The organism is Roseivivax sp., from assembly GCF_054552075.1.
In genome coordinates this window covers 1-19,318 of sequence record NZ_JBTOLZ010000010.1, presented here as the reverse complement: position 1 = coordinate 19,318, position 19,318 = coordinate 1, and the positions used below count along the sequence as shown (strand labels likewise).

The following is a 19,318-nucleotide window of genomic DNA, read 5'->3' as shown; positions in this document are numbered from 1 at the left end:
CGTGTATGTCCAAACGCGATTACTACGACGTGCTCGGCCTGGCCCGGGATGCGTCGGGGGACGAGATCAAGAAAGCCTACCGCCGCAAGGCGAAGGAGCTGCACCCCGACCGCAACGCCGACAATCCCGAGGCGGAGTCGCAGTTCAAGGAAGCCAACGAGGCCTATGACGTCCTCAAGGACGCCGAGAAGAAGGCCGCCTACGACCGCTTCGGCCACGCGGCCTTCGAAGGCGGCATGGGCGGCGGCGGCGGCCGGCCCGGCGGCGGCTTCGGCGGCGGCCAGGGCGATTTCGCCAGCGCCTTCTCGGATGTCTTCGACGACCTCTTCGGCGACTTCATGGGCGGCGCGCGCGGCGGCCGGGCCCGCGCGGCGCGCGGGGCGGACCTGCGCTACAACCTGCGCATCACGCTCGAGGAAGCCTTCCAGGGGCTGCACAAGTCGATCCAGGTGCCGACCTCGGTGCAATGCGGCTCCTGCAGCGGCACCGGCGCCGAGGGCGGCGCCGAGCCCACCACCTGTCCGACCTGCTCGGGCATGGGCAAGGTGCGCGCGACCCAGGGCTTCTTCACGGTGGAGCGCAGCTGCCCGACCTGTTCGGGTCTCGGCCAGACGGTCAAGAACCCCTGCGGCACCTGCCATGGCGCCGGCCGCGTCGAGAAGGAGCGCGCGCTCTCGGTGACCATCCCCAAAGGCGTCGAGACCGGCACCCGCATCCGGCTGGCCGGTGAAGGCGAGGCGGGGATGCGCGGCGGCCCGCCGGGCGACCTCTATATCTTCATCGAGGTCACCGCCCATCCGATTTTCGACCGCGACGGGGTGAACCTGCAGTGCCGCGTGCCGGTCTCCATGGCCACGGCGGCCCTGGGCGGCGACATCGAGGTGCCGACCATCGACGGCGGCCGCAGCCGGGTGAAGATCCCCGGCGGCTCGCAGTCCGGTCGGCAGATGCGGCTGCGCGGCAAGGGCATGCCGGCGCTGCGCGGCGGCGGCTCGGGCGACATGTTCATCGAGCTGGCGGTCGAGACGCCGGTCAACCTCACCTCGCGCCAGAAGGAGATTCTGCGCGAGTTCGAGGAGATGAGCGAGGACAACAACCCCGAATCCAAGAGCTTCTTCAAATCGGTGAAGAGCTTCTGGGACAGCATGAAAAGCTGACACTGCTTGCGGGCGAGGGGGCGCGGGTGCGCGCCTTCGCCCGTGACGCCACGTTGGGGCTGACAGGCTCCGCCCGGTCATGTGAACTCCGCCGCGACAAGGGAGGCCCAGCATGACCGATTATCCCCATCTTCTCGCCCCGCTCGACCTGGGCTTCACCACGCTGAAGAACCGCGTGCTGATGGGCTCGATGCACACCAACCTCGAGGAGCGCGGCGACTGGAACCGCGTGGCCGAGTTCTACGCCGCCCGCGCGCGCGGCGGAGCCGGGCTCATGGTCACCGGCGGCATGGCCCCGAACGAGGAAGGCGGCGTCTTCCCCGGCGCGGCGGGGCTTTTCACCCCCGAGGACATCGCCAACCACCGGGTCATCACCGACCGGGTGCATGGCGACGGCGGCAAGATCGCCATGCAGATCCTGCACGCGGGCCGCTATGCCTACGGGCCGAAATGCGTGGCGCCCTCGCCGGTGAAATCGCCGATCTCGCCTTTCCCGCCGAACGAGCTCGACGAGGCGGGCATCGAGAAGCAGATCGCCGACATCGTGACCTCCGCTGTCCGCGCCCGCGAGGCGGGCTACGACGGCGTCGAGATCATGGGCTCCGAGGGCTATTTCCTGAACCAGTTCCTGGTCACCCATACCAACCGCCGCGAGGACCGCTGGGGCGGCGCCTACGAGAACCGCATGCGCCTGCCGGTCGAGGTGGTGCGCCGGGTGCGCGAAGCGGTCGGGCCCGATTTCATCCTGATCTACCGGCTCTCGATGATCGACCTGGTGCCCAACGGCTCGACCTACGAAGAGGTCGTGCAACTGGCCAAGGCGGTCGAGGCCGCGGGCGCCACGATCATCAACACCGGCATCGGCTGGCACGAGGCCCGGGTGCCGACCATCGCCACCTCGGTGCCGCGCGCGGCCTTCGCCTGGGTGACCAAGAAGCTCATGGGCCAGGTCTCGGTGCCGCTGATCACCTCGAACCGGATCAACACCCCCGAGGTCGCCGAGGAGGTCCTGGCCGAGGGCTGCGCCGACATGGTCTCCATGGCGCGGCCCTGGCTCGCCGATCAGGATTTCGTGGTGAAGGCCGCCTCGGGCCGCTCCCGCGAGATCGCGCCCTGCATCGCCTGCAACCAGGCCTGTCTGGACCACACCTTCCAGGGCAAGGTGTCCTCCTGCCTGGTGAACCCGCGCGCCGCCTTCGAGACCGAGATCGTGATCGAGGCCGCCCCCGCGGCGAAGCGCGTCGCCGTGGTCGGCGCGGGCCCGGCCGGGCTCTCCGCGGCGCTGACCGCCGCAGAGCGCGGCCATGCGGTGACGCTCTTCGACCGCGCCGAGGAGATCGGCGGCCAGCTCAACATGGCCAAGGTCATCCCCGGCAAGGAGGAGTTCCGCGGCCTGGTCGACTGGTTCGCCCATATGGTCCAGCTGCGCGGGATCGAGACCCGGCTCGGCACCGAGGCCACGGCCGAGATGCTGGACGGTTTCGACGAGGTGGTGATCGCCACCGGCGTCACCCCGCGCGACCCCGAGATCCCGGGCCAGGACGGCGCCAACGTGCTGGGCTATGTCGACGTGTTGCGCCACGGCAAGCCGGTCGGCGAGCGGGTCGCCGTGGTCGGCGCGGGCGGCATCGGCTTCGACGTCTCGGAGTTCCTGGTGACCGAGGACAGCGCCACCGAGGACTTGCCGGAATGGATGCGCGAATGGGGCGTGACCGACACCGCCGCCGCGCGCTCGGGCCTCGCGCCCGAAGGCCCGCAGCCGCATCCCGCCCGGCGGCAGGTGACGCTTCTGCAGCGCAAGTCCGAGAAGCCGGGCAAGCGGCTCGGCAAGACCACCGGCTGGATCCACCGCGCCGGCCTGCAGATGAAATCCGTCGAGATGCGCGCCGGCGTGAACTACGAGCGCATCGACGGCGAGGGGCTGCATGTCTCCTACGGCGAGGCGCGCGAGCGCCCCGAGGTCATCGCCTGCGACACGGTGGTCCTTTGCGCGGGCCAGCTGAGCGAGCGCAGCCTGGCCGATGCGCTCGAGGCGCGCGGGGTGAGCGCCCATGTCATCGGCGGGGCGGATGTGGCCGCCGAGCTCGACGCCAAGCGCGCGATCGACCAGGGCGTGCGGCTGGCGGCGAGGCTGTAAGGCCCGGGGGCGCGCGGCTTTGGGTCCGGGCAAACTGCTGGCCCGCGTGCTGCGGGGCTGCCCCTCGGATTCTTCTTACTTCGAGGTCATGCGCCGAAGCGCGTGCCTGCGGCACGCGCGGGCGAGGGGGCCAGCCCCCTCGCGCTCCCCCGAGGTATTTTTGCCAAGATGAAGGGGTGAAGGAATCTCTTTTGGCCGGACCCGTGGCGCGCTAGGATTTGATCAAATTCCAGCAGCGGAGGGCCCCGCCGTGAAAGACCTCAACTACCTCAAGGAAGAGAACGCCCGCCATCTCTGGCACCCGATGGGCCATCCCGGCGCCCTGCGCGAGAGCCCGCCGCGCATCGTGCGCAGCGCCTCGGGCGTCTCGATCACCGATGTCGACGGGCATTCCGCCATCGATGCGGTGGGCGGGCTCTGGTGCGTGAACCTGGGCTATTCCAACGACCGGGTGAAAGCCGCCATCGCCGATCAGCTGGGCGAACTGCCCTATTACTCGGCCTTCGCGGGCACCACCAATCCCGCCGCCATCGAGGCCAGCCAGGCGGTCTGCGACTTCTTCGCTGACGACGGCATGGCGCGGGCCTTCTTCACCTCGGGCGGGTCGGATTCGGTCGACACCGCGCTGCGGCTCGCGCGGCAGTATCACCGGCTCAGGGGCGCGCCCGGGCGGACCAAGTTCCTGTCCTTGAAGAAGGGCTATCACGGCACCCATTGGGGCGGCGCCTCGGTCAACGGCAACAACCGCTTCCGCATCGGCTACGAGCCGCTGATGCCGGGCTGTTTCCACCTGCCGAGCCCCTACAGCTACCGCAACCCCTTCGACGAGCGCGACCCCGAGGAACTGGCCCGCAAGATCGCCGCCATGGCCGAGGACGAGATCGTCTTCCAGGGCCCCGAGACCATCGCCGCCTTCATCATGGAGCCGATCCAGGGCGCGGGCGGGGTGATCGTGCCGGGCGAAAGCTTCATGCGGCGCATGCGCGAGGTCTGCGACAGGCACGGCATCCTGATGATCTCGGACGAGGTGATCACCGGCTTCGGGCGCACGGGTCATGGCTCGGGCGCGCGGCACTGGGGCGTGAAGCCCGACATGATGTGCACCGCAAAGGGCATCACCTCGGGCTATTTCCCGGTCGGCGCGACGCTGGTCTCCGCCGGCATGGCCGAGGTCTTCGAGAGCGCCGGCGCCGAGGGGGCGATCTGGCACGGCTACACCTATTCCGCCCATCCCGTCGGCGCGGCAGCGGTGGTCGCTACCCTGGAAGAGACCCGCCGGCTGGGCGTCGAGGCCAATGCCGCCGCGCGCGGGCGCCAGCTCTACGAGGGCGTGAAGGCGCTGGCGCAGCGTCACGAGATCATCGGCGACGTGCGCGGCGGCCACGGGCTGATGACCGGGGTGGAGCTGGTCTCTGACCGGCAGGCGAAGACGCCGCTCGATGCCGCCAGCATGGCGCGCATCCACCAGGCCACCTACGAGGCAGGCGCCATGGTGCGGCTCGGCATGCACAACATCCTGATGTCGCCGCCCCTGGTGATCACCGAGGGCGAGGTCGAGGGCATCCTCGCGGCGCTCGACACCGGGCTCGCGGCGGTCTGATCAGACGCGCTTTTTGGCCCGGCGCAGCAGCATGTCGCGCCGGGTCTTTGACAGAAGGTCGAAATACATCCGCCCGTTCAGGTGGTCGATCTGGTGCTGCACCGAGGTCGCCCAGAGGCCGACGAAGTCCTTTTCCTCGGTCTCGCCCTCAGCGTTGAGGAAGCGCACCGTCACCGCCCGGGGCCGGGAGACCTTGGCCGAGACGCCGGGCAGGCAGGGGCTGGCTTCCTCGTGTTCGCGCGGAGTGACGCTGGCGTGCAGAACCTCGGGGTTGGCCATGCGGATCGCCTCGCCCCGGGCCTCGGAGGCATCGACCACCGCGAGCCGCAGCATGACGCCGATCTGCACCGCCGCCAGCCCGACGCCGGGCATGGCCTCCATGGTGTCGATCATGTCGTCCCAATGGCCGCGGATCTCGTCGGTGATCTCGTAGACCGGCGCGGCGGAGGTCTTCAGCCGCCGGTCGGGCCAGCGCAGGATCGGCCGGGCGGTCACGCGCGGGCCTTCTCGCGCTTCAGCTTCTGCATCTTGCGGGTGATCATCTGGCGCTTCATCGGGCCGAGGTAGTCGATGAAGAGCTTGCCGTTCAGATGGTCGATCTCGTGCTGCACGCAGGTTGCCCAGAGGCCGTCGAAATGTTCCTCCTGGCGCGCGCCGTCGCGGTCGAGCCAGGTCACGGTGACCTCGGTCGGCCGTTCGACCTCGGCGAATTGCTCGGGGATCGAGAGGCAGCCTTCCTCGTAGGTGCCGGTCTCTTCCGAGGCCGAGAGGATCTCGGGGTTGAACATGACGATCGGGCGCGGCTCGGCGTCCTCGTCCTTCACGCAGTCGAGCACGATCAGCCGCAGCATCTGCCCGATCTGCGGCGCCGCAAGGCCGATGCCGGGCGCGTCATACATGGTCTCGAGCATGTCGTCGGCGAGCTCACGCAGCTCGTCGGTGACCGCCTCGACGGGCGGGCAGACCTTCTTCAGGCGCGGGTCGGGGTGCAGGATGATCGGTCTCAGTGCCATGGGGCGCGATGTAAGCATCTCGCCGGGCGGGCGCAACTGAAAGCGGGGGGAGGGGGAGGTGTTTGGGCGTTGGGCTTTTTGGAGGGACTGGGGAGGGATTGATTGTGCGGGTGCTTGGAATGGTGTGTCGGTTGCCGAGGGAAGGTGATTGCTGAAGGGAGGCCCGCAAGCCCCGCAAGGCTCGGGGAGGGGACGCGCTCAAGCCGCTCTCCTGCGCCACTCTTGCCTCCCCTTTACCACGTTCACCACTCACGCCTTTCCAATGCCGCTGGCACCCAACTTTCACCGCGCTCGCAACAGCCGCACTTGCCTCAACGCGCACCGCTTCCAATGCCGCCCCTCAACCAACCTCACCGCCCGCACCCACCATCTGCCCAATGCGCCACGTCACCCTCTTGCGCCCGAAGAGCACCGAAGGTGCCGGGCGCGCGCCGGACCGGCCCGATGGGCCGGCGCTCCTTGGGGTGGCGTGCTCAGATCCCCGCTTGTCCTGACCTTGCTGGGATAAAGTGCGCCGCTCGACCGTCGGCAGCGCCGGCCCCCGGTCCGGCGCGCGCCCTTCCTTCGAGGCCGGACAAAGGGTCGTCCTTGGGATCAGCCGTGTTCTCAGTCTCGATTGGGAGGCAGCGATCCTGTGCGCAAGCAACCAAACCCTACCGTCCAAACCGACAATCTGCCCAAGGCGCCACGCCTTCCTCTTGCGCCCGAATAGCACCGCAGGTGCCGGGCGCGCGCCGGACCGGCCCGATGGGCCGGCGCTCCTTCGGATGGCGTGCATAGCTCACAGCCAGCCCTGACGTGGCTGGGATAAAGTGCGCCGATCGACTGTCAGTAGCGCCGGCCCCCGGTCCGGCGCGCGCCCTTTCTTTGACGGTGGGCTTGCCTCGCGACCCGGCGTCGGGCGCGGGTGTCCTCGGGATGGCACCTTCTGGGCTGGCGGCACGCCACTCCTCGCCACAACTGGGCGCAAGGCCTCCGGGTCCGCAGCCCGACGCGCGCCCCCAGGCCCCACAGCCGAGGCGCGTCACCTCCACGCCCAACCCCCACCCCCCCCTCTTTCGCCTTGAGCCCGCCGTGCGTTCTGGCAGTCTCGCGCGGGACGCCAGCAAGGAGAACCGCATGAGCTTCGACGAGATCATCGACCGGGTCGGGACCGGCTGCATGAAGTGGGACGGGATGGAGAAGCTCTACGGCGTGTCGCCCGAGACCGGCATCGCCATGTGGGTGGCCGACATGGACTTCCGCCCGCCCGAGGGGGTGACCCAAGCGCTCCGGGGGCTCGCCGATCACGGCATCTACGGCTACCCGGGCCCCGACGAGGCCTACCGCGAGGCGATCTGCTGGTGGATGCAGACCCGCCACGGCTGGTCGATCGAGGCCGACTGGATCTTCTCGACCCACGGGCTGGTCAACGGCACCGCCATGTGCGTCGACACCTGGACCGAGCCGGGCGACGGGGTGGTGCTCTTCACCCCGGTCTACCACGCCTTCGCCAAGGTGATCCGCGCCGCGGGCCGCGAGGTGGTGGAATGCCCGCTGACCTCCGAGAACGGCCGCTACGGGATGGATTTCGACGCCTATGACGCCCAGATGACCGGGCGCGAGAAGATGGTGATCCTCTGCTCGCCGCACAATCCCGGCGGCCGCGTCTGGTCCGAGGCGGAGCTGCGCGGCGTCGCCGACTTCGCCCGGCGCCACAACCTGATCCTGGTCTCCGACGAGATCCACATGGACCTCGTCATGCCCGGCCAGCGTCACCGCGCCTTCGACACCATCGACCACGGCATCCGCGACCGGCTGGTGATGATGACCGCGGCGACCAAGACCTTCAACATCGCCGGGGCCCATATCGGCAATGTCATCATCCCCGATCCGGCGCTGCGCTCGGCCTTCGGGGCGCGGATGGCGGCGCTCGGCATGTCGCCGGGGCTCTTCGGGCTCGAGATGGTGAAGGCCGCCTACAGCGCCGAGGGCGCGGAGTGGGTCGACGGGCTCTGCGCCTATCTCGAGGGCAACCGGCAGGTCTTCGACGCGGCGGTGGCGGAGATCCCGGGGCTCGCCTCGATGCCGCTCGAGGCGACCTACCTGGCCTGGGTGGATTTCGCCGGCACCGGCATGGCGCCGCGCGAGTTCCGCGCCCGGGTCGAGCAAGAGGCCGGAATCGCGGTGAACCACGGCGAGACCTTCGGCAGCGGCGGCGAGAGCTTCCTGCGGTTCAACCTCGCCACGCCCCGCGCGCGGGTCGAGGAGGCCGCCGAGCGGTTGGCGAAGGCTTTTGCGGATCTGCAGTAGGGCGCGCACCGGACCGGGGGCCGGCGCTTCTGCCCTACGAGCGAAGCGCTTTATCCCAGCAAGGTCAGGGCTAGCGACACACTAAGCACGCCATCCCAAGGAGCGCCGGCCCAAGGGGCCGGTCCGGCGCGCGCCCGGCATCTTCGATGCTATTCGGGCGCAAGGGGTGGCGCTTCGGGGGCAGGTGGCGTGTCAGTTGAGCGGAGTGTCGGCGGTGCTCTCGGGCAGCCCGTCGATACCGAGTACGCTGCCGTGGGAAATCTATTGCGAATGGGCCGCGATGCGCGAAGCTTCGGGGGCAGGTGGTGCGCCATACCCGCGCGGGCAGGGGGCCGTTTCCGTCACTCCGCGTCCGGAATCGACCGCACGGAAGCGCCCATTGCGCCCCATTCACGACGCCAGCCTTCGCCCAACCCCGCACCACCACCCCCAAGCCCACGCCTCGCCCCCGCACCCCACCCCTTTCGCGGGTGACTTGCCCCCTCCGCGCAAGTATCACTGTCCCAACGATGCGCCGGAACGGCCGCGAGGGGCAGGACCATGTCGATGCTAGGGGCTTGGAGAACCCGGGCCACGAGCCTTCTCAACCGATACCACGCGCGGCGGGCGGCGCGCGCCCGGGGGGCGGCGGGCTTCGTCTCGCGGCCCGAGCCGCGCACCGTCGGCAGCCTGGCGCGCGGGCGGCAGCTCGCCGCCGGCAACCTGTTGTTCGCGGGCCACCTCGTCGAGGCGCCGGGCCATCTGCCCTGGGACCTGCGCGCGCCCGACGCGGCCTTCTCGGAAGACCTGCACGGTTTCGGCTGGCTCGACGATCTCGCCGCGGTGGGCGACGCCAAGGCGCGGCGCGCGGCCCAGGACTGGGTCTGGGGCTGGCAGGCGCGCTACGGGCGCGGCAGCGGGCCGGGCTGGACGCCGGACCTCGCCGGGCGGCGGATCATCCGGCTGGTGCACCACGCGCTCTTCCTGCTCTCGGGGCGCACGCCCGAGCAAAGCGCCGCCTTCTACCGGATGCTCTCGGCCCAGGCGCGCTTCCTGTCGCGGCGCTGGCGGGCGACCGGCCCGGGCCTCGCGCGCATCGAGGCGCTGACGGGCTTTCTCTACGCCGGGCTCTCGCTCGAGGGGATGGAGGCCGAGGCAGAAACCGCCCGCGCGGCGCTTGCCCGGGAATGCGACACCCAGGTCGACGCGCAGGGCGGCATCGCCACCCGCAGCCCCGAGGAGCTGCTCGAGGTGCTGACCCTGCTGACCTGGGCGCAGAGCGCGCTCTACGAGGCCGACCGCCGCGCCGGGCCCGAGATCGCCGCCGCCATCGACCGCATCGCGCCGACGCTCCGGGCGCTGCGCCACGCCGACGGCGGGCTCGCGCGCTTCCATGGCGGCGGGCGCGGGCTCGAAGGGCGGCTCGACCAGGCGCTGGCCGCGAGCGGCAGCCGCAAGCGGCGCCCCGAGGGGCTGGCCATGGGCTTCGCGCGGCTCTCGGCGGGGCGCACCAGCCTGATCCTCGACGCCGCGCCGCCGCCCGGCGGGAGGGCCTCGCTCAACGCCCATGCCTCGACGTTGGCCTTCGAGCTGACCTCGGGGCGGCGCCCGCTGGTGGTCAACTGCGGCTCGGGCGCGGTCTTCGGCGATGCCTGGCGCAAGGCCGGCCGGGCGACGCCCTCGCATTCGGCGCTCTGCCTCGACGGCTATTCCTCGGCCCGGCTTGGCGCGCCGGGGCAGATCGGGGCGGCGCAGCGGGAAAGGCTGACCGATCTGCCGCGCGAGGTCCCCGCCGAGATCAGCCGCGCGCCGGACGGGCTGAGCGTCCAGGCCGGCCACGACGGCTATGTCGCGACCCACGGGCTGACCCACGCCAGGACGCTGGAGCTGACCTTCGACGGGCGGGCGCTGGCGGGCGAGGACATGCTTTTTGCCATCGAGCCCGCCCACAAGGCGCTCTTCGACCGGCGCATGGACGCGGTCTCGCTGGCCGGGCTGCCCTTCCAGATCCGCTTCCACCTGCACCCCGAGGTCGACGCCGAGGTCGACCTCGGCGGCACGGCGGTCTCCATGGCGCTGCGCTCGGGCGAAATCTGGATCTTCCGCCACGACGGCAGCGCCGAGATGTCGCTCGATCCCTCGGTCTACCTGGAAAAAGGCCGTCTCAGGCCGCGTGGGGCGCAACAGATCGTTTTATCCGGCCGCGCGATGGAGTATGCGACCCGCGTCCGCTGGTCGCTGGCCAAGGCGCAGGAGACGGCAACCGCCATCCGCGACCTGGTGCGCGACGATGAGGACGACGCATCGACCGATCCAAACCAGGACTCCTCATGACCGATCTTCATCCCGTCCGCCGCGCGCTGCTTTCCGTTTCCGACAAGACCGGCCTGATCGAGCTGGCCCAGGCGCTGGACGCGCGCGGGGTCGAGCTGGTCTCGACCGGTGGCACGGCCCGGGCGATGCGCGAGGCCGGGCTGACGGTGCGCGACGTCTCCGAGCTGACCGGCTTCCCCGAGATGATGGACGGGCGGGTCAAGACGCTGCACCCGGCGGTGCACGGCGGGCTCCTGGCGCTGCGCGACGAGGCCAGCCACACCGAGGCCATGGAGGAACACGGCATCGCCGCGATCGACCTTCTGGTGGTGAACCTCTACCCCTTCGAGGAGACCGTGGCGAAAGGCGCCGATTACGCCGAGGCGATCGAGAACATCGACATCGGCGGCCCGGCGATGATCCGCGCGGCGGCCAAGAACCACGGCTTCGTCAATGTCGTCGTCGACACCGAGGATTATCCCGCCCTTCTCGAGGAGCTGAAAGCCAATGGCGGGCAGACCTCCTATAGCTTCCGCCAGCGGCTGGCGCTGACCGCCTATGCGCGCACCGGGGCCTATGACGCCGCGGTCTCGGGCTGGATGGCAAAGGCGCTGGGCGAAAGCGCGCCGCGCCGCCGCGTGGTCGCGGGCAAGCTCGCCCAGACCCTGCGCTACGGCGAAAACCCGCACCAGTCGGCGGCCTTCTACACCGACGGCAGCGCGGCCAGCGGCGTGGCCACCGCCCGCCAGCATCAGGGCAAGGAGCTGTCCTACAACAACATCAACGACACCGATGCGGCCTTCGAGCTGGTCAGCGAGTTCGCCCCCGAGGACGGCCCGGCCTGCGCGATCATCAAGCACGCCAACCCCTGCGGCGTGGCCCGCGGCACCAGCCTGAAGGACGCCTATGCCCGCGCCTTCGACTGCGACCGGACCTCGGCCTTCGGCGGCATCGTGGCGCTGAACCAGCCGCTCGACGGCGAGACCGCCCGCGCCATCGCCGAGATCTTCACCGAGGTGGTGATCGCCCCCGGCGCCGACGAGGCCGCCCGCGAGGTCTTCGCGGCCAAGAAGAACCTGCGGCTCCTGACCACCGACGGGCTGTCGGACCCCGAGGCCGCGGGCCTCACCCTGCGGCAGGTCGCCGGCGGCTTCCTCGTGCAGGACCGCGACAACGGCCGCCTCGGCGAATGGGAGCTGAAATGCGTGACCAAGCGCCAGCCCACCGCCGACGAGATGCGCGACATGCTCTTTGCCTGGCAGGTCGCCAAACACGTGAAGTCCAACGCCATCGTCTACGTCAAGGACGGCGCCACCGTGGGCGTCGGCGCGGGCCAGATGAGCCGGGTCGATTCGACCCGCATCGCCGCGCGCAAGAGCCAGGACATGGCCGAGGCGCTGGGTCTCTCGGCGCCGCTGACCCAAGGCTCCGTGGTGGCCTCGGACGCCTTCTTCCCCTTCCCCGACGGCCTTCTGAGCGCCGCCGAGGCCGGCGCGACCGCGGTGATCCAGCCCGGCGGCTCGATGCGCGACGACAAGGTGATCGAGGCCGCCGACGAGGCCGGGCTCGCCATGGTCTTCACCGGCATGCGGCACTTCCGGCATTGAGCCGGAGAGCACGGAGGCAGGCGCGATGAAACTCCTGGGACTCGTGGCGACGCTGACGCTGCTCCTCGACCAGCTGTCGAAATGGCTGGTCGTGCATGTGATGAGCCTGGCGCAGAAGGGCGAGATCGCGGTCTTCCCGCCCTTCCTGCAGTTCCGCATGGCCTGGAACTACGGCATCAACTTCGGGCTCCTGTCGGGCGAACGCGACGCCACGCGCTGGGTGCTGATCGCCGTGGCGGTGGGCATCGTGCTCCTGGTGCTGGGCTGGCTCCGGCGCGATCCGCCGGGGCGGCTGGGATTCGTCTCGGCGGGGTTTCTGATCGGCGGCGCGGTGGGCAATGTGATCGACCGCATCCTCTATGGCGCGGTCGCGGATTTCCTGAACATGTCCTGCTGCGGCATCGACAATCCCTTCGCCTTCAACGTCGCCGACATCGCGATCTTCGCGGGCGCCATCGGGCTCGTGCTCTTCTCGGGGCAGGGCGAGGACGCCAAGAGCGCGGAAGACGGCGGCTCCGGGAGCAGTGGGAAAAACGGCTCGTGACCTTGCCCTCCTCTTGGGCTAATCAGGGGCGAGTGAGACGGAGGTGGTCCATGCGCCGCGCGCATTTCGCAATGCTGTTCACCGCTCTGACGCTGGCTGCGTGCGGAGACGGGACCCTGCGCAATCTCAACGACAGCTCCGGCAGCCCCGAGGAGTTCGACATCGTGCCGAACCGGCCGCTGGAAAGTCCGGCGAATTTCGCCGAGCTGCCCGCGCCGACGCCGGGCGGGGCGAACCGCGCCGACCAGCAGCCGCTGGGCGACGCCGTGGCGGCGCTGGGCGGCAATCCCGCCGCGCTGAGCGCCGGCAGCGTGCCGGGCTCCGAGGCCGCGCTGGTCAATGCCGCGAGCCGCTTCGGCCGCTCGGACGGCATCCGCCAGACCCTGGCCCAGGAGGACGCGGCCTTCCGCGCCCGCAAGAGCCTGTTCAACTGGCGGCTGGTGCCGGACAACGAATACAACCGTGCCTACAGCGCCCAGAGCCTGGACCCCTACCTCTGGCTGGACCGCGTGCGGCGGCCGGGCAGCGACGTGGCCACGCCCTCGGCCCGTCCCGACGGGAGCTGACCCGGACACGGGCGATTACATTTCCGCAAGTTTCATTGATCTCGCCGGGGAAGGCCGTAGCTTGCCCCAATGTCGATCCGAGGAGGCCAGGACATGAGATCATTCGCGGCGCTCTGCGTGGCGGCCGCCCTTTGGGCGTTGCCCGGACAGGCCCAGACCATCGACGACGCGGTCACCACCTTCACGCTGGACAACGGCATGGATGTGGTCGTGGTCGAGGATCACCGCGCCCCGGTGGTCACCCATATGGTCTGGTATCGCGCCGGCGCGGCCGACGAGCAGCCCGGTGTCTCGGGCGTTGCTCATTTTCTTGAGCATCTGTTGTTCAAGGGCACCGAGACGCTGGAGCCCGGCGAGTTCTCGGAAACCGTTGCGGCCAACGGCGGCGACGACAACGCCTTCACCAGCTACGATTACACCGGCTACTTCCAACGCGTCGCCGCCGACCGGCTGGGCCTGATGATGCAGATGGAAGCCGACCGCATGGTCAACCTGCAGCTCGACCAGGAGGACATCCTGACCGAGCGCGACGTGATCATCGAAGAGCGCAACCAGCGGGTCGAGAACAACCCCTCGGCGCTGTTCTCCGAGGAGCGCAACGCCGCGCAGTTCCTGAACCACCCCTACGGCACGCCGATCATCGGCTGGAAGCACGAAGCGGAGAACCTCACGCTCGAGGACGCGCTGGCCTTCTATGACCGCTTCTACGCGCCGAACAACGCGATCCTGGTGGTCGCGGGCGATGTGACCCCCGACGAGGTCCGCAGCCTGGCCGAGGAGAACTACGGCCCGCTGCCCGCCAACCCCGAGCTTGGCCCCCGCGAGCGCCCGCAGGAGCCGCCGCAGAACGCCCCACGCCGGCTGACCTACGCCGATCCGCGGGTCTCGCAGCCCTATGTGATCCGCAGCTACCTCGCGCCCGAACGCGACCCCGGCGCGCAGGAGCGCGCGGCGGCGCTGACGCTCCTGGCCGAGGTGCTGGGCGGCGGGCAGACCTCGGTGCTGACCCGCGACCTGCAGTTCGACGAGCAGATCGCGGTCTACAGCTCGGCCTTCTACTCGGGCACCTCCTACGACGACACCAGCTTCGGGCTGATCGTGGTGCCCCGCGACGGCGTGAGCCTCGAGGAGGCCGAGGCCGCCATGGACGCCAGCATCGCGCGCTTCCTCGAAGAGGGCGTCGACGCCGAGCAGCTCGAGCGCATCAAGTTCCAGCTCAAGGCCAGCCAGATCTACGAGCTCGACAATTCCAACGGCATCGCGCGGCGCTACGGCGCGGCGCTGGCCTCGGGCCTGACGGTCGAGGACGTGCGCGCCTGGCCGGGGCTCCTGCAATCGGTGGGCGAGGCCGAGATCCTCGAGGCCGCCCGTGCGATCTTCGACAAACGCCGCTCGGTGACCGGCTACCTGGTCGCCCCCGAAGAGCCCGCCGCCGCGGCGGAAGGTGACAGCGAGGTGACGCAATGATCCGGGCCATTCTGACCGCCACGGCCTGCCTCTGGGCGGGCATCGCCTCGGCCGCGGTCGACATCCAGGAGGTGACGAGCGGGGCCGGCCACGCGGCCTGGCTGGTCGAGGAACCCTCGATCCCCTTCGTCTCGCTGGAGCTGCGCTTCGAAGGCGGCGCCTCGCTCGACCCCGAGGGCAAGCGCGGCGCGATCAACCTGATGACCGGCCTTCTCGAAGAGGGCGCGGGCGAGATGGACGCGCGCGCCTTCACCGCCGCCCAGGAAGGGCTGGCGGCGCGCTTCTCCTACGACGTGGGCGATGATTCGCTCTCGGTTTCGGCGCGCTTCCTGACCGAGAACATGGACGAGGCGGTGGCGCTTCTGCGCAAGAGCCTCGTTGACCCGCGTTTCGACGAGGATGCCATCGAACGGGTCAAGGCGCAGGTCCTGGCCTCGATCCAGTCCGACAAGACCGACCCCGACGTAATCGCCGGCGAGACCTTCTCTAAGCAGGTCTTCGGCGAGCATCCCTATGGCTCCTCGATCGAGGGCACGCCCGAGAGCCTGGCCGGGATCACCCGCGAGGATCTCTTTGCCGCCCGCGACGCGGCGCTGGCGACCGAGCGCGCCTTCATCGGCGCGGCGGGCGACATTTCGGCCGAGGAGCTGGGCGCGCTGATCGACCGGCTCTTCGCCGATCTGCCCCAGGAAGGCCCGGCGCTGCCCGAGGACATCACCGTGCAGACCGAGGGCAAGACTGAAGTCGTGTCCTTCGCCACGCCGCAGTCGGTCGCGCTCTTCGGGCACAGCGGCATCGACCGCGACGACCCGGATTTCTTCGCGGCCTTCGTGATGAACCAGATCCTCGGCGGCGGCGGCTTCGAGGCCCGGCTGATGACCGAGGTGCGCGAAAAGCGCGGGCTGACCTACGGCGTCTATTCCTATCTCGCCGACAAGAACCACGCCGAGCTGATGATGGGCCGCGTCTCCTCCTCCAATGACCGCATCGCCGAGGCGATCTCTGTCATCCGCGAGGAATGGCGCCGCATGGCCGAAGAGGGCGTGACCGCCGAAGAGCTGGAGGCCGCCCAAACCTATCTGACCGGGGCTTATCCGCTGCGCTTCGACGGCAACGGGCCGATCGCGGACATCCTCGTGGGGATGCAGATGCAGGGGCTCTCGGCGGATTATGTCGAGACCCGCAACGACAAGGTCGAGGCGGTCACCCTGGAGGACATCCGCCGCGTCGCGGGCCGGCTTCTGAAGCCTGAGGAACTCTATTTCGTGGTGGTCGGCGAACCCGAGGGGCTGGACGCCACGGTCACCCAGTAGGGCCGCAGCCCAGACATGAAAAAACCCGCGCCGGGGCAGCCTGGCGCGGGTTTTCTATTTTCAGACCGTCGCCTGCAGCGGGATCAGTTCAAGAGCCCCGCGAAGCGCAGCGCGTGATCCACCTTGGCGCGGGTCTCGGGCGTGATCGGCACCAGCGGCGCGCGCACCTCGTCGTCGCAGAGGCCGAGCTGCTTCATGGCGTATTTCGCGCCGCAGAGCCCCGGCTCGGTGAAGATCGCGTGGTGCAGCGGCATCAGCCGGTCCTGCAGCTGCAGCGCATGGGCGTAATCCCCGGCGGCGCAGGCGTCCTGCAGCTCGGCGCAGATCTTCGGCGCCACGTTGGCGGTCACCGAGATGCAGCCGACGCCGCCCTGGGCGTTGAACCCATGCGCGGTCGCATCCTCGCCCGAGATCTGCAGGAAGTCCGGCCCGCAGGTGATCCGCTGGGCGCAGACCCGCGCGAGATCCGCGGTCGCATCCTTCACGCCGACGATGCGCGGCAGCTTGGCCAGCTCGCCCATGGTCACCGCCGACATGTCCACCGCCGAGCGGCCGGGGATGTTGTAGATGATGATCGGCAGGTCGGTCTCGTCGTGCAGCATCTTGAAATGCGCATAGAGCCCGGCCTGCGTGGGCTTGTTGTAATAGGGCGTCACCACCAGCGCGGCATCGGCGCCGACCTCCTGGGCGTGGCGCATGAAGCGCAGCGCCTCGACGGTGTTGTTCGACCCCGCACCCGCGATCACCGGCAGACGGCCCGCGGACTGGGTCACCACCGTCTCGACCACGGCCTCGTGTTCCTCGTGGCTGAGCGTCGGGCTCTCGCCGGTGGTGCCGACCGGCACCAGCGCGTCGGTGCCCTGCTCGACGTGCCAGTCGACCAGGCGTTTCAGCGTGTCGAAATCCACCGCGCCGTCCTTGAACGGCGTGACGAGGGCAACCATAGACCCCTTGAACATGACACGCTCCTTTCGTTTCGATGCGGGCTCCGGGCCCAATTCGGCGAGGCAGGCGAAATCCCGCGAAAGTGAGTTGCGAGTGCTGTCGCGGGCCATATCCTCGGAGCGTGTCTATCGTGTCTCAGCGCGGAAATTGCAAGACGATGCTCGGACGGATCGTGACGGCCTGCGCGGCCTTCTGCTTTCTCTCACTGCCCCTCGATGCCCGCGCCCAGGAGGCGCTGGAGCGGGCCATGGGCCTTCTGCGTGACGGCAACTGGGCCGCCGCGATGATCGAGGCGCGGGCCGACGGCCAGGCGGCGGTCGACGTGGTGCTCTGGCACTACCTGCGCGACGGCCAGGGCGATGCCGCCCAGGTCCGCGACTTCGTGGCCCGCAACGCCGACTGGCCGGGCATGCCCTACCTGCGCGAAAAGAGCGAAGAGGCGATCACGGCGGCAAGCCACGAGGATGTCCGGGATTTCTTTGCCGAACAGCGTCCTCAGACCGGCGCCGGGGCGCTGTCGCTGTCGCGCGCCTACCGCCATTTCGGCGAGGGCGGCGCGGCGGATGCCGAGATCGTCCTGGCCTGGCGCACGCTCTCGATGTCCGACGAGGAACACGCGGCCTTCACCGTGAACCACGCCGAGCTTTTGAAGCCGCATAACGCCGCGCGGCTCGACATGGCGCTCTGGCAGGGCTGGACGATCAACGCGAGCCGCCTTCTGCCCATGGTGAGCCCTGGCCAGCGTGCGCTCGCCGAGGCGCGGATCGCGCTTTACGACGGCGCGCCGGGGGTCGACGCGCTGATCGAGAAGGTGCCCGCGGCGCTGCAGGACGACCCGGGCCTCGCGCATGCGCGATTCGTCTGGCGCGCCCGCAAGGGGCGGGACGCCGATGCCATCGCCATGCTGCTCGAACGCTCCGACAGCGCCGTCGACCTGGGCGAGCCCGCCGCCTGGGCCGACCGCCGCGAGACCTACGCCCGCACCCGGATGTATGACGGCGCCCATCGCGAGGCCTATGAGATCGCCTCCTCGCATCATCTTCTGGGCGGCAGCGATTTCGCCCAGCTCGAATGGCTCGCGGGCTATATCGCGCTGACCTTCCTCGACGACCCCGAGGCCGCGAGCCGGCATTTCACCGCCTTCCGCGGCGCGGTGGACACGCCGATCTCGCTTGGCCGGGCGGGCTACTGGCTGGGCCGCGCCCGCGAGGCGGCGGGCGATGTGACTGGCGCGGATGACGCCTATGCCTTCGGCGCGCAGTATCAGACCAGCTTCTACGGGCTCCTGGCCGCGGAACGCGCGGGGCTTCCGCCCGAGCCCCGGCTCGACGGGCAGGAGGAGTTTCCCGACTGGCGCGGTGCCTCCTGGACCGAAACCTCGGTCTATGACGCGGCGATGCTGCTCATGGCGGCGGGCGAGGACTGGCTGGCCGAGCGCTTCCTGACGCATCTGGCCGAGCGGCTCGACCGCGAGGCGATTGGCTCGATGGGCGACATGCTGGCCGAGCTCGACCGCCCGCATATCCAGGTGATGCTGGGCAAGCGCGCGGCCCAGGCCGGGCACGAGGTCTACGGGCCCTATTACCCGCTGCATCCCCTGGCCGAGGTCGACCATCCGGTGCCGACCGAGCTGGTCCTGGCCATCGCCCGGCGCGAATCGGAGTTCGACCCGGTGGTGGTCTCGGGCGCCGGGGCGCGCGGGCTGATGCAGCTCATGCCGGGCACCGCCGAGGAAGTCTCGGGCTGGCTCGGGCTCAACTATTCCCGCGCCGGGCTGACCGCCGATCCGGTCTACAACGCGCGGCTGGGCGCGGCGTATCTGGCGGACCTGGTGGAGACCTTCGACGGCAATGTCGTGATGGTCTCGGCGGGCTACAACGCCGGCCCCTCGCGCCCCGAGCGCTGGATGCGCGAGCGCGGCGATCCGCGGGCGGGGGAGATGGACGTGATCGACTGGATCGAGCACATCCCCTTTGCCGAGACCCGCAACTACGTGATGCGCGTGGCCGAGAGCCTGCCGGTCTACCGCGCCCGGCTTGGCCGGGATCCGCATCCGGTGCCGTTTTCGGAGGAGCTGGCGGGCGCGACGCTGGGGTCGGGGTCGTAAGGGGAGGCTGTCGGCTTTGGGGTCGGAGGGCGCGGTCGGCTTTGTGCTGATTGCGGGCCCGCGCCAACGGCGCAAACGTGCCGCCCATCCGGGATCTTGCCCGAAGCGCAGGATGCACCCCCGCCACCCTCTCACCCCTCGCAACAGAGGGCGCGCGCCGGACCGGGGGCCGGCGCTGCCGACCTCCGATTGAGGCGCTTTATCCCAGCAAGGTCAGGGCTAGCGGCGATCTATGCGCATCACCCACAAGAGCGCCGGCCCAAGGGGCCGGTCCGGCG

14 protein-coding genes are annotated in these 19,318 nt (G+C 69.9%); 11 read left to right on the top strand and 3 right to left on the bottom strand.

All coding sequences use genetic code 11. From position 1 onward, the window contains the following. The first annotated feature begins 5 nt into the window (after positions 1-5). The 3 genes from dnaJ to ACX938_RS09575 all read left to right on the top strand — a co-directional run bounded on the left by dnaJ (position 6) and on the right by ACX938_RS09575 (position 4,894). Positions 6-1,157, top strand: coding sequence for a molecular chaperone DnaJ (dnaJ, locus tag ACX938_RS09585; protein ID WP_232753668.1), 1,152 nt, complete (start codon positions 6-8; stop codon positions 1,155-1,157). A gap of 112 nt (positions 1,158-1,269) precedes the next feature. Further along, a complete protein-coding gene (locus ACX938_RS09580) occupies positions 1,270-3,294 on the top strand; it encodes an FAD-dependent oxidoreductase (RefSeq protein ID WP_459430876.1) in 2,025 nt (674 codons plus the stop codon). Between the two features lie 250 nt (positions 3,295-3,544). Next, entirely contained in the window at positions 3,545-4,894 is a 1,350-nt protein-coding gene (locus tag ACX938_RS09575; RefSeq protein ID WP_459430875.1) for an aminotransferase class III-fold pyridoxal phosphate-dependent enzyme, read from the top strand. On the opposite strand, the gene def (ACX938_RS09570) is transcribed toward ACX938_RS09575, so the two are convergent. Both def (ACX938_RS09570) and def (ACX938_RS09565) read right to left on the bottom strand, forming a co-directional pair. Beyond that, positions 4,895-5,389 carry a peptide deformylase gene (def, locus tag ACX938_RS09570; protein WP_459430874.1) on the bottom strand — a complete coding sequence of 165 codons (495 nt, stop codon included), beginning with the start codon at positions 5,387-5,389 and terminating at the stop codon, positions 4,895-4,897. Beyond that, a complete protein-coding gene (def, locus tag ACX938_RS09565; RefSeq protein ID WP_459430873.1) occupies positions 5,386-5,907 on the bottom strand; it encodes a peptide deformylase in 522 nt (173 codons plus the stop codon). Before def (ACX938_RS09565) ends, def (ACX938_RS09570) begins: the two co-directional genes overlap by 4 nt. A 1,119-nt stretch (positions 5,908-7,026) precedes the next feature. On the opposite strand from def (ACX938_RS09565), the gene ACX938_RS09560 reads away from it, so the two are divergent. From ACX938_RS09560 to ACX938_RS09530, 7 genes are all read left to right on the top strand, one after another. Continuing rightward, on the top strand, positions 7,027-8,199 hold the full coding sequence (locus ACX938_RS09560) for a MalY/PatB family protein (protein WP_459430872.1): 1,173 nt from the start codon (positions 7,027-7,029) through the stop codon (positions 8,197-8,199). A 540-nt stretch (positions 8,200-8,739) separates the two neighbouring features. Beyond that, complete coding sequence (locus ACX938_RS09555) at positions 8,740-10,512, top strand: heparinase II/III family protein (RefSeq protein ID WP_459430871.1); 1,773 nt, start codon at positions 8,740-8,742, stop codon at positions 10,510-10,512. Further along, complete coding sequence (gene purH / locus ACX938_RS09550; RefSeq protein WP_459430870.1) at positions 10,509-12,098, top strand: bifunctional phosphoribosylaminoimidazolecarboxamide formyltransferase/IMP cyclohydrolase; 1,590 nt, start codon at positions 10,509-10,511, stop codon at positions 12,096-12,098. Before ACX938_RS09555 ends, purH begins: the two co-directional genes overlap by 4 nt. 25 nt (positions 12,099-12,123) lie before the next feature. Then, positions 12,124-12,642: a signal peptidase II gene (gene lspA / locus ACX938_RS09545; RefSeq protein WP_459430869.1), complete on the top strand. Its 519-nt coding sequence runs from the start codon at positions 12,124-12,126 to the stop codon at positions 12,640-12,642. A 50-nt stretch (positions 12,643-12,692) separates the two neighbouring features. Continuing rightward, positions 12,693-13,208, top strand: a complete 516-nt coding sequence (locus ACX938_RS09540; protein ID WP_232753677.1) for a DUF3035 domain-containing protein — start codon at positions 12,693-12,695, stop codon at positions 13,206-13,208. 93 nt (positions 13,209-13,301) lie between these two features. Then, complete coding sequence (locus tag ACX938_RS09535) at positions 13,302-14,675, top strand: M16 family metallopeptidase (protein ID WP_459430868.1); 1,374 nt, start codon at positions 13,302-13,304, stop codon at positions 14,673-14,675. Continuing rightward, a complete protein-coding gene (locus tag ACX938_RS09530; RefSeq protein ID WP_459430867.1) occupies positions 14,672-15,988 on the top strand; it encodes a M16 family metallopeptidase in 1,317 nt (438 codons plus the stop codon). Before ACX938_RS09535 ends, ACX938_RS09530 begins: the two co-directional genes overlap by 4 nt. Before the next feature lie 83 nt (positions 15,989-16,071). Here the strand turns inward: ACX938_RS09530 and dapA are convergent, their stop codons facing one another. Then, a complete protein-coding gene (dapA, locus tag ACX938_RS09525) occupies positions 16,072-16,947 on the bottom strand; it encodes a 4-hydroxy-tetrahydrodipicolinate synthase (protein WP_232753680.1) in 876 nt (291 codons plus the stop codon). 143 nt (positions 16,948-17,090) lie between these two features. Between dapA and ACX938_RS09520 the strand changes: the two genes are divergently transcribed. Next, entirely contained in the window at positions 17,091-19,040 is a 1,950-nt protein-coding gene (locus ACX938_RS09520; RefSeq protein WP_459430866.1) for a lytic transglycosylase domain-containing protein, read from the top strand. Positions 19,041-19,318 lie beyond the last annotated feature (278 nt).

Bases quoted from the DNA above. Each gene is read 5' to 3' on its own strand.
- lspA (WP_459430869.1), top strand. From the start codon at position 12,124: ATGAAACTCCTGGGACTCGTGGCGACGCTGACGCTGCTCCTCGACCAG.
- dnaJ (WP_232753668.1), top strand. From the start codon at position 6: ATGTCCAAACGCGATTACTACGACGTGCTCGGCCTGGCCCGGGATGCG.
- ACX938_RS09560 (WP_459430872.1), top strand. From the start codon at position 7,027: ATGAGCTTCGACGAGATCATCGACCGGGTCGGGACCGGCTGCATGAAG.
- def (WP_459430873.1), bottom strand. From the start codon at position 5,907: ATGGCACTGAGACCGATCATCCTGCACCCCGACCCGCGCCTGAAGAAG.
- ACX938_RS09535 (WP_459430868.1), top strand. From the start codon at position 13,302: ATGAGATCATTCGCGGCGCTCTGCGTGGCGGCCGCCCTTTGGGCGTTG.
- dapA (WP_232753680.1), bottom strand. From the start codon at position 16,947: ATGTTCAAGGGGTCTATGGTTGCCCTCGTCACGCCGTTCAAGGACGGC.
- ACX938_RS09580 (WP_459430876.1), top strand. From the start codon at position 1,270: ATGACCGATTATCCCCATCTTCTCGCCCCGCTCGACCTGGGCTTCACC.
- ACX938_RS09540 (WP_232753677.1), top strand. From the start codon at position 12,693: ATGCGCCGCGCGCATTTCGCAATGCTGTTCACCGCTCTGACGCTGGCT.
- ACX938_RS09520 (WP_459430866.1), top strand. From the start codon at position 17,091: ATGCTCGGACGGATCGTGACGGCCTGCGCGGCCTTCTGCTTTCTCTCA.
- purH (WP_459430870.1), top strand. From the start codon at position 10,509: ATGACCGATCTTCATCCCGTCCGCCGCGCGCTGCTTTCCGTTTCCGAC.
- ACX938_RS09555 (WP_459430871.1), top strand. From the start codon at position 8,740: ATGTCGATGCTAGGGGCTTGGAGAACCCGGGCCACGAGCCTTCTCAAC.
- ACX938_RS09530 (WP_459430867.1), top strand. From the start codon at position 14,672: ATGATCCGGGCCATTCTGACCGCCACGGCCTGCCTCTGGGCGGGCATC.